Genomic DNA, 13,084 nt, shown 5'->3' on the forward strand with positions numbered 1-13,084 from the left:
GCCGCAAGGCCTGCAGGAAACAGCCGCCCGCCGCCCCGGATCCACCCGGGCGGCGGGCGTTTTTCATGGCCGGGCCGCCGCGTTTCGCACAGCCTCGCGCGCCCAGGCATGGATCGCCAGGCCGACGAGCATGAGGCTCGCCAGGCTGAAGACCGTGCGCAGCGTGTTCCAGGCCGTCCAGCGCGGCGAATAGGCCGACCAGATCTCCGCGGCCTCGCGCGCAGTCTCCGCGGTCACCTGCGCCAGCGCCCTGTTCATCGGGACATTGACGAGCGCGGTGGGCAGGAAGGCGCCCGCGAAATAGACAAGCCCCGCAGAGGCCAGAAACAGCCCCGCCCGCCGCCGGCCCGCGAGGACGCACAGCCCGGCGGCGACAAGGGCCGCCACCGGCGTGCCGAAGAACGACACGAAGAAGACCGGATTCCGCACAGCCACGTTGATACCCTGCATTGCGGGGATCGCGTGAACCGGTGCGCTCAGGTCGAGGCCCGGCATCGCGGATACGGAATAGGCATAGAAGAACCCCGCGATCGCACCGGTCAGCAAAAGGGTGACCGCGATCGCCAGGGCGGCGAGACGGACGAGCATTGCCATATCCTCCGACAGTGGGTACCGTTAGGTGAGTACCGTTCGGTACTGAGATTGAGTACCACACGGTACCGAACCGCACAAGACCGAACGGCGCCTTCCGGGCGCGAAAGGACAGCCGCCATGCCGGACATGCGGGGAGACGACAGGCGCAACCGCATCCTCGACGCCGCCCTGGCCCTGTTGACATCGGGCGGGCTGGAGGCCGTCACGACGGCAGCGCTCGCCCGCGAGTCCCGATGCTCCAAGAGCACGCTCTACGTGCTCTTCGCCGACCGGACCGCGATCCTGTCCGCCCTCGTCGCCCGGCAGGCCGATGCGCTGAACGCCGCCCTCGACGGGATCGACGGGGCGATGCCGCCACGGGATGCGCTGGCGGAGGCGGGCGCACGCCTGCTCGATCTGTTGACCTCGCCGGCCTCGCTCGCGATCAACCGGGCGGCGCTCGCCGATGCGACGGGCACGCTCAGCCGCATCCTTGTCGAGGCCGGGCGCGACAGGTCGGCCCCGAAATTCCTCGATCTGTTCCGCCGCCTCCGGGCCGACGGCACCGTGGAGTTCGCCGATGAGGAAGAGATCTATCGCTGCTTCTACGGCCTGCTGATCGCCGACCGCCAGATCCTGGCACTCCACGGGGTGAAGGAGGCGCGGCCCGGCCGGGCGGAGCGCCGCCGCATCGCCTCGCAGGCGGTCGCGGCGACCCTCAGGCTGCATGCGCCATCGTGAAGATGGCGACGTCAGCGGCCACAAATTGCCGGAACGGTCGGGCACTCCTTGTCCGGGGCCGATTCAAACGGGCTCCAAACTCCTCTACTATGGCCCTGTCCGGATCAGACGGGCGGTGATTCGCCGCGAGAGCGCGGCGCACCGGCACGGGCGCCACGACGGTGCGTCCGCAAGGGGATATGGCTGAACAGCGATGCGGGACGGCGCGGGACACGCCCCACAGACCATGCGTTGGCACGCGGCCCTGGCGCTTGCCACCGCGGGCCCGTGGCTCGTCGCCGCCCCCGCCCCGGCACGCGCCCTGCCGTCGGCGGAGGCCATTGCCACGCGGATCGCCACCGAGCCGCTGACCTTCGCCGTGGCGCTGCTCGCCGCGGTCGTCTTCGCCTGGGCGCTTGTCGAGACCCGTCGGCTCGCCCGCATGCTGCGCCAGGCGCGCAAGCGCGCGAGCGATCTGGAGACCGAGCTCAACGAGGCCGAGATCGCGCTCACGGCGGAGCCGCATCTCCTGTTCATCTGGCGCGGGCGCGACGAGGACCCGGAGCGCATTGCCGGCGACATGCGCGGCACCTGCACCGTGCCGGACACCCCCGACAGGCTCGCCGATTTCTCAGGCTGGCTCGAACCGGAATCGGTGAACACGCTCAAGGCCGCGCTCGCGGAGCTACGCGCACGGGGCACCGCGTTCAATTTCGGCATCAAGACCGCGCAAGGCGACCTGCTGGAGGCCGACGGGCGCGCGGCCGGCGGGCTCGCCACATTGCGCCTGCGCCCCCTGGCGGGCGAGCGCCTCGAGCTCACCGAACTCGCCCACGACCGACGCAAGCTCGCCCGCCAGGTCGACCGCCTGGCCGCCATTCTCGACAGCGCGCCGATGCCCGTCTGGCTGCGGCTCGGCGACGGCCGGCTCGCCTGGGCGAACCGGGCCTATGTCACCGCGCTGGAGGCCGCGAGCCTCGACGAGGTGCTCTCCTCCGGCGCGGAGCTGTTCGCGTCGGTCGAGGGATCGGGCGGGGATGCCCCGCGCCGGCAGCGCGACCATACGGTGATCGGCGGCACCAAGAAGGCGCTCGACATCGTCGAGGTGCCGGTCGAGGACGGATGTGCCGGCTTCGCCATCGACGTCTCCGAGCTGGAGGATTCCGAGAAGGAGCTCAAGCGCCATATCCGCGCCCATGCCAGCACGCTCGACAAGCTGGCCACCGCCATCGCCATATTCGGCCCGGACCAGCGCCTGCGCTTCCACAATGCGGCCTATGCCGATCTCTGGCAGCTCGACCCGGAATGGCTCGACACCCACCCCTATGACAGCGAGATCCTCGACCGCCTGCGCGAGCAGCGCTGCCTGCCCGAGCAGGCCAATTACCGCGACTGGAAGGCGCGCCTCCTGGAAGCCTACAACACGCTCGACACGCGCGAGGACTGGTGGCACCTGCCCGACGGGCGCACGCTGCGCGTCGTCGCCGAGCAGCACCCCTTCGGCGGGGTCACCTATCTCTACGAGAACATCACCGAGATGATCCGGCTGGAGAGCAGCTACAACGAGCTGATCGGCGTCCAGCGCGAAACCCTCGACAACCTCCATGAGGGTATCGCCCTGTTCGGGACGGACGGGCGGCTCAAGCTGTTCAATCCGGCCTATGCGACGCTGTGGTCGCTCGACGGCGAGTTCCTGGCGGACGATCCGCATATCGACGACATCATCGCCATGTGCCGCGAGCACCTGCCCGACGACGCGCTGTGGGACGAGCTGAAATACGCCATCACCTCGCTTGACGACGGGCGCCGGGCGCTCAAGGCGCGCCTCGAGCGCCCCGACGGCTCCGTCCTCGACTTCGCGCTCGCCCCCCTGCCCGACGGCAACACGCTCATCACCTATACCGACGTCACCGACAGCTCGCGGATGGAGCGCGCCCTGCGCGAGCGCGCCGAGGCGCTGGAGGCCGCGGACAAGCTGAAGACCGACTTCCTGTCCAACGTCTCCTACGAGCTGCGCACGCCGCTCACCAACATCATCGGCTTCGCCGACAGCCTGATGCTGGGGCTCGCCGGCGACCTGGAGCCGAAGCAGCGCGAATACATGCAGGACATCCTGACCTCGTCGGCCGACCTCCTCTCCGTCATCGACGCCATACTGGACCTCACCACCATCGATGCCGGCGCCATGGAGCTCAACCTGGAGCCGGTGGACGTCGCCGGCCTTCTCACGGAGGCGGCCCGGGAGATGCACGACCCCGTGCACAAACGCGCCATCACGCTGCAGGTGGAAATTCCCGAGGATGCGGGTATGGTCAAGGCCGACCGCCGCCGGCTCGGCCAGGTGCTCCATCACCTCCTGTCCAACGCCGTCGGCTTCAGCCCCGACCGCAGCACCGTCCATATGGGCGCACGGCGCGAGGGCGACGAGCTCGTCATGTGGGTGAGCGACACGGGCAAGGGCATGGACCAGGACTTCCAGAAGGCCGCCTTCGAGCGCTTCCGGGCGCGCCCCGCCGCCTCCGGCCATCGCGGCCCGGGGCTCGGCCTGGCGCTGGTGAAGAGCTTCGTGGAGCTCCATGACGGCACGGTCGCGCTGCGCTCGAAGGTCGATCAGGGCACGACCGTCATCTGCCGGCTGCCGGCGGACGGGCCCGACAGCGCCGGGCAAGCCGCCCGCATCAACCCCGCCCCCGTCTCCCGGCCCGTCGCCGACGAAGCCCGCATGCCGACGACGGCCACGGGATAGGCCCCCATGTCAGGTCCCATGACAGGTCCGATGACAGACCCGATGGCAGACCCCGTGCCGCAGCCGACCCGCCGACAGCCGACACAGACCGCACCGATGCAGCCCGAAGCCACGCGCACGATCCCACTCCCCGACGCGACCGCGACCGAGGCGTTCGCGCACAAGCTGTCGCTCTTCGTGCGGCCCGGCGACACGATCTGTCTCGGCGGCGATCTCGGCACCGGCAAGACGACACTCGCCCGCGCGCTGATCCGAGCGCTCGCCGGCGATGCCGCGCTCGAGGTGCCGAGCCCGACCTTCACGCTCGTCCAGAGCTACGACACGCCGCGCATGGCCGTCTACCATGTCGATCTCTACCGGATCGCCGATGCCGGCGAGGTCGCCGAGCTCGGGCTCGCCGACATGGCGCGCGACGCGCTCGTCATCGTGGAGTGGCCGGAGCGCGCGGGCAGCGCCCTGCCCGCCGACCGGCTCGACATCCTGCTGGAGGAGACCGACACGGGCACGGATGGAAGCGCCGATGGGAGCGCGGACGAGCGCCGCGCAACGCTTGCCGGCCATGGCCGGTGGGCGGCAACGGTCGCACGCATGGCGGCCATAGAGGGCTTCCTGGACAGCGCCGGCTGGGCTGCGGCGGAGCGCCGCTTCCTGCAGGGCGACGCCTCCGCGCGGCGCTACGAGGCGTTGCACCTTGCCGGCCATGTCGACGTCCTGCTGATGGACATGCCGCGCCAGCCCGACGGTCCGCCGGTCCGCGACGGCCTGCCCTACAGCCGGATCGCCCATCTTGCCGAGGATGTCCGCCCCGTCGTCGCCATCGGCGGCGCGCTGCGCCGCATCGGCCTGTCCGCACCGGCGATCCACGCCTGCGACATGGACCACGGGCTCCTGCTGATCGAGCGCCTCGACGGGGAGGTCTATGGCGATATGGCGCGCCGCGGCGCCGATATGGGCGAGCCCATGACGGCCGCCGTCGACGTGCTCATCGCCATCGCGCGGGCGGGCCTCGCTCCCACAATGGCGCTGCCCGACGGCACGGACTACACGGTGCCGCCCTTCGACCGCGACGCCCGGGAAATCGAGGCGGGGCTGCTCCTCGACTGGTTCTGGCCGTTCAGGCTGGGCACGGCGCCCTCCGGCGACGCCGCGCGCGCCTTCCGCGAGGCCTGGCGCGCCGTCTGGCCCGCCGTGGAGACCGGCGAGACCGCCTGGATCCTGCGCGACTACCACTCCCCCAACCTCATCTGGCTGCCCGACCGGGAGGCGGAGGCGCGCGTCGGCGTGATCGACTATCAGGACGCGGTGATCGGGCATCCCGCCTACGATCTCGCCTCGCTCCTGCAGGATGCGCGCATCGACGTCGCGCAGGAGACCGAGCGCGACCTCCTCGACTATTACCTCGCCCGGCGCGAGGCGGAGGAGCCGGGCTTCGACGCGGCCGCCTTCCGCGCCGCCTATGCCGTCATCGCCGCGCAGCGGGCGACCAAGATCCTCGGCATCTTCGCGCGCCTCAAGGAGCGCGACGGAAAACCGGGCTATTTGCGCCACCTGCCGCGCGTGTCACATTATCTTGAACGCAATCTGCAACATGAGGCGCTTGGCCCGGTGCGCGACTGGTTCGCCGCCCATCTGCCGCAGAACATCCGGATCTGAACGAGACCCCACGCAAATGACGCTTGAGGACGACACCGTCACCATCGCGCGCCCCTCCGCCGACCCCCGGCTCGGCCGGCGCGCCATGATCATGGCCGCAGGGCTCGGCCGGCGCATGCTGCCCCTGACCGAGGACCGGCCGAAGCCGCTCGTCGAGGTCGGCGGCCGGCCGCTCATCGCCTATTCGCTCGACCGGATCGCGCAGGCCGGCGTGGAGCGCGCGGTGGTCAACGTCCACTACTGCGCCGACCAGATCGAGGCCTTCCTCGGCGGCGTCGGCCAGCCGGACATCGTCGTCTCGAACGAGCGCGACCGGCTGCTCGACACCGGCGGCGGCATCGTCCGCGCCCTGCCGGAGCTCGGCGAGGACCCGTTCTTCATCCTCAACAGCGACGCCATCTGGATCGAGGGGGCCGAGCCGGCGCTGGAGCGGCTGCGCGCGCGCTGGGACGAGGACGCCATGGACTGCCTGATGCTGCTGGCGGCGACCGCGACCAGCATCGGCTATACCGGCTATGGCGATTTTCACATGGACCCCGATGGCCGGCTCTTCCGGCGCGGCGAGGGCGAGGTGGCGCCGTTCACCTTCGCCGGCGCCTATCTGGTCCATCCCCGCCTCTTCGCCGGCATGGCGGAGGAGCCCTTCTCCATGAACCTCCTGTGGGACCGGGCCGCGGCCCGGGGCCGGCTCTACGGCCTGCGCCACGACGGCGTGTGGCTCCATGTCGGCACGCCGGACGCGATCGCCGCCGCGGAGACCGCGCTCAAGGACCTGTGATGGCCGGCGGCGGCCAGCCCCCGCGCGTCTTCACCGTGCCGCCGGGCGCGCCGTTCCTCGACCGCCTGGCCGCCGCGATCCTCGCCGGCGACCTTCCGGCACCCGGGGGCGAACCGCCCGACCCGCTCGCCCTGCCGCGCTACACGGTGCTCGTGCCGACCCGGCGGGCCGCGCGCATGCTGACCGAGCGCTTCCTTGCCCACGGCGACGGCGATGCCCGCCTGCTGCCGCAGATCCACCCCCTCGGCGATGTGGACGAGGAGGAGCTGGCGCTTTCCGGCGAGGACATGGCCGACGAAGGCGGCCTCGACATGGCGCCCGCCATCGCACCGCTGGAGCGCGAGCTCCTGCTGGCCCGCCTCCTGCTCGACTGGGCGGCGGAGAACCCCGAGCACCATCTGGGCCGCACGCTCAATGCCGGCCCGGCGCAGGCGATCTCGCTCGCCCGCTCGCTCGCCCGGCTGATCGATTCGCTGGAGACGGAGGAGCTGCCGATCGACAGGCTCGACGCGCTCGCCGGCGGCGACTATCCCGAGCACCGCAAGACCGTCCTCGATTTCCTGACACTGGTGCGCCACACCCTGCCGGAGGCGCTCGCCGCGCGCGGGCTCACAGGACCCGCCGCCCGGCGCGCGAGGCTCCTGTCCATCGAGGCCGACAGGCTTGCCCGCACGCCGCCCGACGCGCCGGTCATCGCGGCGGGCTCCACCGGCTCCATCCCGGCGACGGCGCGGCTGCTCTCCGTCATTGCCCGCCTGCCGCGCGGCGCGGTCGTCCTGCCGGGCCTCGACCGCGATCTCGACGAGGCGGGCTGGGCGGCTCTCGCCCCACAGCACCCGCAATTCGGGCTGCGCCAGCTCCTTGACGGGATCGGTCTCGACCGCGAGGCGGTCATGGATCTGACCCCCGGCCCCGACGCGCCGCGCGCCCGCCTCATGAGCGAGGTCATGCGCCCCTCCGAGACCACCGAGCGCTGGCGGCACGCCATGGCGAGCCTGACGGGCCCGGAACTCGATGCCGCGCTCGACGGCCTCGACGCCATCGAGGCGCCGACGCCGCGCGAGGAGGCGCTCGCCATCGCCCTCGTCATGCGCCGCACGCTGGAGACGCCGGGCCGCACGGCGGCGCTCGTGACGCCCGACCGCCGGCTCGCCCGCCGCGTCGCCGCCGAGCTCGAACGCTGGGACGTCGCGGTGGACGATACCGCCGGCACGCCTCTCGCCCAGACGCCCCAGGGCGCCTTCATGCTCCATGTGCTGGACGCCTGGACGAGCGACTTCGCCCCCGTCGCGCTGCTCGCCCTCGTCAAGCATCCGCTCGCCGCCTTCGGGCTCGAACGTGCGGAGCTGCGCCGGCGCGCGCGCGGGCTGGAGATCGCCCTCCTGCGCGGCCTGCGCCCGCCGGCGGGCCTCGACGGCCTCGCCCATGCGCTCAAGGCGCGCCGCCGCGCGGCCGAAGAGGGCAAGGTGCGGCTGCACCCCGCGATCCGCCGCCTCCGCCCGCAGGACTGGGACGGGCTGGAGGACCTCATGGCCCGGCTCCAATCCGCCTTCGCCGCGCTCGGGGAAATGCCGGACGGGCCGTCGGCCATCGCCGCCCATGTCACCGCGCATGTGACGGTGGCGGAGAAGGCCGCGCACACGCCGCGCGACGATGCCGCGCTGTGGCGCGAGGAGGCGGGCGAGGCGCTGAGCGGGTTCCTCGCCGGCCTCATCGAGGCGAGCGACGCCGGCCCCGCGCTCGATCCGCGCTCCTATGCCGGCGCGCTGCGCGCCATGATGGCCGGGCGCCCGGTGCGCGCCCGCTTCGGGCTCCATCCCCGCCTCGCCATATACGGCCTTCTGGAGGCCCGGCTGGTCGCCGCCGACGTGATGATCCTCGGCGGGCTCAACGAGGCCGTCTGGCCGTCGGAGCCGGAAGACGATCCGTGGCTCAACCGTCCGATGCGCGCCGAGATCGGCCTGCCGCTGCCGGAGCGGCGCATCGGCCTTGCCGCCCACGATTTCGTGCAGGCCGCGAGCGCGCCGCGCGTGCATCTCACCTGGTCGCGCAAGATCGACGGCGCCCCCGCCGTGCCGTCCCGCTGGGTGCTGCGCCTGAAGGCCCTGTTGCAGACCGCCGGCGCGGAGGCGGCGCTCGTGCCGGAGAGCCCCTGGCTCGACCGGGCGTCCATGCTCGACACGCCCGACACCGCGATGGAGATCGCGCCGCCGCGCCCCGCCCCGCCCGTCGAGGCGCGCCCGCGCCAGCTCTCCGTGACGCGTATCGAGGAGTGGATCCGCGACCCCTATGCGATCTTCGCGCGCAACATCCTGCGGCTGGAGCCCCTCGACCCGATCGACGCCCTGCCCGGCCCCGCCGAGCGCGGCACGCTCGTCCACGGCGCGCTCCAGCGCTTCGCCGAGCGCCACCCCGAGCGGCTGCCCGACGACCCGGTCGCGGAACTCATGGCGGCGGGCCGCGAGGTCTTCGGGCCCTGGATGGACTACCCGGATGTGCGCGGTTTCTGGTGGCCGCAATATGAGCGCATGGCGCGCTGGTTCGCGGCGGAGGAGGAAACCCTGCGCACCGGCACGGCGCGGCAATGGGCGGAACTCTCCGGACGGCTCGAGCTCGATGCGCCGGCCGGCGCCTTCGCGCTGACGGGCCGCGCCGACCGCCTCGACCTGCTTCAGGACGGCACGGCGCGGCTGATCGACTACAAGACCGGACAGCCGCCCTCCAGGGCGCAGGTCGAGGCGGGGCTGAGCCCGCAGCTCCCGCTGGAGGCGCGGATGGTCGAGGCGGGCGCCTTCGAGGGCGTCGGCCCGCTGCCCGTCGGCGCGCTCGCCTATATCCGGCTCACCGGCGGCGAGCCCGCCGGCAGGACCGTCATGCTCGACGGTCTCGACGTGCCGCAGGTCGTGGAGCAGACCGTCGAGGGCCTGAAACGGCTCATCGGCCACTACGACCGGCCGGAGCAGGCCTATATCCCGCGCGCAAAGGTCATGCTGGAGGACGAGGAGCGCGACTACGACCATTTCTCGCGCTTCCGGGAATGGTCGGCGACGCGCGCCAGGCGCGATGCGGACAATGGGGGCGATGCGTCGTGAGCGAGGCACGCGACAGGGCGACGACGAACCAGGCCCGGGCCTCTGACCCGGCGGTCTCCGCCTGGGTGTCGGCGAGCGCGGGCTCCGGCAAGACCCATGTGCTGGTCAACCGCGTCATCCGGCTGATGCTGGCGGGCACGCCGCCGGAGCGCATATTGTGCCTCACCTTCACGCGCGCGGCGGCCGCGGAGATGGCGAACCGGCTGTTCGAGGTCCTCAGCTCCTGGATCGCGCTCGACGACGACCGGCTGACCGACGCGATCCACACGCTCAGCGGCCATGTCCGCTTCGGCGGCGAGCTGGCCGTCGCCCGCCGCCTCTTCACCCGCGCGCTGGAGACGCCGGGCGGGCTGAAGATCCAGACCATCCACGCCTTCTGCGAGAAGCTGCTCCAGCGCTTTCCCGTCGAGGCCGGTGTGGTGCCGGGCTTCGAGGTGATGGACGAACGCTCCGCCGACGAGCTCGTCGCGGAGATCCGCGCCGCGGTCCTCACCATGGCGGGCACGGCGCCGGACAGCGATCTCGGCCGGGCGCTCGCCGCCGTGGTGAGCTATGTGAACGCACAGGATTTCGACGAGGTCCTCAAGGGCGTCCTCGCCCGGCGCGGCCGCCTCGTCCAGCTCATCGACGGCCATGGCGGCGTCGAGGAGGCGGTGGGCATGCTCGCTGGCCGTCTCGGCGTCGATCCCGATGCGACATTCGCCGCCATCGCGCAGGAGGCCGCCGACGGGCTCGACCGGGAGATGGCCCGCCATGCCGCGACCTGCCTCGGCGAGACCGGCACCAAGACCGACAGCGCCCAGTCGGCCCTTCTCCACCGCCTCGCCGGGACGGCGGACGGGGCGGAGGCGCTGGAGCTCCTGAAGCAGCTCACCCTGAAGCGCGACGGCGAGCCCAAGGCCGACCGCACGCTGATGACCAAGGCGGCCGCCACGGCCCATCCAGACGTCGCCGATTTCCTCATGGCCGAGCGCGAGCGCGCCTTCGCCCTGACGGAAGCCGACCGCGCGGTCCACCTCGTCACCGCCACCCGCGCGCTCCTCACGCTCGCCGACGCCATCGTCGGCGGCTACGAGGCCGCCAAGCGCCAGCGCGGCCAGTACGATTACGACGACCTGATCGCGCGCACGCTGTCCATGTTCCGCGACTTCGAGAGCTCCGCCTGGATCCTCTACAAGCTCGACGGCGGCATCGACCATATCCTGATCGACGAGGCGCAGGACACGAGCCCCGACCAGTGGCGCATCGTGCAGGCCATCGCCGACGAGTTCTATTCCGGCGAAGGCGCGCGCGAGGGGCTGGAGCGCACGCTCTTCGTCGTCGGCGACCACAAGCAGTCGATCTATTCCTTCCAGGGCGCCGACCCGAAGAGCTTCGACGCCATGCTCGGCCATTTCCGCCGGCTGGCGCGCGGGGCGGAGCGGCGCTTCGAGACGGTCGACCTCACCGTCTCCTTCCGCTCCACCCAGGACGTCCTCCAGGCGGTCGACTGGGTGTTCAAGCGCGCCGACGCCGCCCGCGGCCTCACCCCCGGCGGCGCGCTGCCCGAACCGCACCAGGCGGTGCGCACGGGCGATGCGGGGCTGGTGGAGATCTGGCCCGTGGAGGAGCCCGACGACGTGGAGCCGATGAGCCCGTGGGACGCGCCGCTCGACCGGGTCGACCCGTCCCATCCGAGCCTCCGGCTCGCGGAGAAGATCGCCGGCACCATCCGCGGCTGGCTGGACCGGGGCGAGATCCTCGCCTCGGAGGGCCGGCCCATCGCGCCCGGCGACGTCCTCGTCCTGGTGCGCAGGCGCGACCGGTTCGTCGATGCCCTGCTGCGCGCGCTGAAGCGACGGGGCGTGCCGGTGGCGGGCGCCGACCGGCTGACGCTCACGAGCCACATCGCGGTGATGGACCTGATCGCGCTTGGCCGCTTCGCGCTCATGCCCGACGACGATCTGACGCTCGCCACGCTTATGAAGAGCCCGCTGGTCGAGCGCGACGACGGCGAACCGGTTACCGACGACGATCTCTTCGCGCTGTGCCACGGGCGCAAGGGCACGCTCTGGCGGGCGCTGCGCGAGGCGGTTGCCGGCGGCGCCCCCTATGGCCGCGCGCTCGCAGCCCTCGAGGGCTGGCTCGCCCGGGCCGACTACACGCCGCCGCACGAATTCCTGACCGCCGTCCTCGGCCCCGGGCGCGGTCGGGCCCGCTTCGTCGCCCGCCTCGGCGCGGAGGTCCACGACCCGCTGGACGAGCTGTTGCGGCTCGCCATCGATTACGAGCACGCCCACACGCCCTCGCTGCAGGGCTTCCTCGACTGGCTGACGGCGGCGGAAACCACCATCAAGCGCGACATGGAGCATGGCGGCGACGAGGTGCGCGTCATGACCGTGCACGGTGCCAAGGGGCTTCAGGCCAATGTCGTCTTCCTGCCGGACACCTGCGCCCTGCCCAATCCGCGCCGCATCCCCGAGCTCGTCGTGATGGACGGGGACGGCGGGGACGAGGCAGCGGAGGCGGCGACCGGCCTGCCCCTCTGGCGCCTGCCCAAGGCGCGCCAGACGCGCGACGTGATCGCCATGGGCGAGGCGGAGAAGGCGCGCCAGCTCGAGGAATACAACCGCCTCCTCTATGTCGCCATGACCCGCGCGCGCGACCGGCTCTATGTGTGCGGCCACGAGACCCGGCGCGAGCGCAAGCCGGAATGCTGGTACGACCTGATCGTGGAGGCGCTGAAGCCCCATGCGCGCGAGGTCGCGCTGGCCGACGGCACGACGGTCCTGCGGATCGAGCGGGCCGACGCCGCCCCCGCCGAGACGCGCGAGGCCAAGGCGCCCCCCGCCCCGGCCGAACCGCCGGAGGGCTGGGCCTTCCGGCCGGCCGCGCGCGAGCCCGTGCCGCTGCGCTTCCTCGCGCCGTCGCGCCTCGATCTGGAGCAGGGCGCGGAGGCGGACGCATCCGCCGCGCCGGCAAGCCCGGAGGTGCTCTCGCCGCTCGCGCTCGCGGCCGATCCGCTGCGCTTCAAGCGCGGCACGCTGATCCACCGCCTGCTGCAGAGCCTGCCGGAGCTGCCGGACGGCGAGCGCGAGGCGGCCGCCCGCCGTTTCCTCGCCATGCCGGCCCACGGGCTCCCGGAGGCCGCGCAGGAGGCCATATTGCGCGAGGCGCTGGCCGTGCTCGCCCACCCCGACTTCGCCGAGGCCTTCGCGCCGGGCAGCATGGCGGAGGTCCCCATCGCCGCCCATATGCCGCAGGCCGACGGCGCTCCCGCCGCCATTGCCGGCCGGATCGACCGGCTGGCCGTGACCGGCGACACGGTGCTCCTCGTCGACTTCAAGACCAACCGCCCGCCGCCGACCGTCGTGGACGACGTGCCGGCGCTCTATCTGCGCCAGCTCGCCGCCTATGCGGACGCGCTCGCCCGCATCTTCCCCGGCCGGCGCCTGCGCGCGGCACTCATCTGGACCGATGGCCCGCGCCTGATGGAGATCCCCTCGGAGACGCTCGCGCGCGCGCCCGCCTCCTAACCGCCAC

At 72.4% G+C, this 13,084-nt stretch carries 7 protein-coding genes; 6 read left to right on the forward strand and 1 reads right to left on the reverse strand.

Features of this window, described 5'->3' with window-relative positions; translation table 11 throughout:
* Positions 1-63 precede the first annotated feature (63 nt).
* Positions 64-588, reverse strand: coding sequence for an anthrone oxygenase family protein (locus tag HW532_RS07465; RefSeq protein WP_213163788.1), 525 nt, complete (start codon positions 586-588; stop codon positions 64-66).
* Positions 589-711: 123 nt separating this feature from the next.
* On the opposite strand from HW532_RS07465, the gene HW532_RS07470 reads away from it, so the two are divergent.
* The 6 genes from HW532_RS07470 (at position 712) to addA (ending at position 13,077) form a co-directional block, all read left to right on the forward strand.
* Entirely contained in the window at positions 712-1,314 is a 603-nt protein-coding gene (locus HW532_RS07470; RefSeq protein WP_213163789.1) for a TetR/AcrR family transcriptional regulator, read from the forward strand.
* 226 nt (positions 1,315-1,540) lie between these two features.
* The gene (locus HW532_RS07475; RefSeq protein ID WP_213163790.1) at positions 1,541-4,039 is read left to right on the forward strand and encodes a sensor histidine kinase; all 2,499 of its coding nucleotides are present in this window, start codon (positions 1,541-1,543) and stop codon (positions 4,037-4,039) included.
* A 30-nt stretch (positions 4,040-4,069) separates the two neighbouring features.
* Positions 4,070-5,692, forward strand: coding sequence for a tRNA (adenosine(37)-N6)-threonylcarbamoyltransferase complex ATPase subunit type 1 TsaE (gene tsaE / locus HW532_RS07480; RefSeq protein ID WP_246479663.1), 1,623 nt, complete (start codon positions 4,070-4,072; stop codon positions 5,690-5,692).
* An 85-nt stretch (positions 5,693-5,777) separates the two neighbouring features.
* Positions 5,778-6,470, forward strand: coding sequence for a nucleotidyltransferase family protein (locus HW532_RS07485; RefSeq protein WP_246479947.1), 693 nt, complete (start codon positions 5,778-5,780; stop codon positions 6,468-6,470).
* Positions 6,470-9,562, forward strand: coding sequence for a double-strand break repair protein AddB (gene addB, locus HW532_RS07490; RefSeq protein ID WP_213163792.1), 3,093 nt, complete (start codon positions 6,470-6,472; stop codon positions 9,560-9,562). The genes HW532_RS07485 and addB overlap by 1 nt, the downstream gene beginning before the upstream one ends.
* On the forward strand, positions 9,559-13,077 hold the full coding sequence (addA, locus tag HW532_RS07495; protein WP_213163793.1) for a double-strand break repair helicase AddA: 3,519 nt from the start codon (positions 9,559-9,561) through the stop codon (positions 13,075-13,077). Before addB ends, addA begins: the two co-directional genes overlap by 4 nt.
* Positions 13,078-13,084 lie beyond the last annotated feature (7 nt).

It is taken from the genome of Kaustia mangrovi (assembly GCF_015482775.1).
GTDB lineage: Bacteria > Pseudomonadota > Alphaproteobacteria > Rhizobiales > Im1 > Kaustia > Kaustia mangrovi.

Bases quoted from the DNA above. Each gene is read 5' to 3' on its own strand.
- tsaE (WP_246479663.1), top strand. From the start codon at position 4,070: ATGACAGACCCGATGGCAGACCCCGTGCCGCAGCCGACCCGCCGACAG.
- HW532_RS07465 (WP_213163788.1), bottom strand. From the start codon at position 588: ATGCTCGTCCGTCTCGCCGCCCTGGCGATCGCGGTCACCCTTTTGCTG.
- addB (WP_213163792.1), top strand. From the start codon at position 6,470: ATGGCCGGCGGCGGCCAGCCCCCGCGCGTCTTCACCGTGCCGCCGGGC.
- HW532_RS07475 (WP_213163790.1), top strand. From the start codon at position 1,541: ATGCGTTGGCACGCGGCCCTGGCGCTTGCCACCGCGGGCCCGTGGCTC.
- HW532_RS07485 (WP_246479947.1), top strand. From the start codon at position 5,778: ATGATCATGGCCGCAGGGCTCGGCCGGCGCATGCTGCCCCTGACCGAG.
- HW532_RS07470 (WP_213163789.1), top strand. From the start codon at position 712: ATGCCGGACATGCGGGGAGACGACAGGCGCAACCGCATCCTCGACGCC.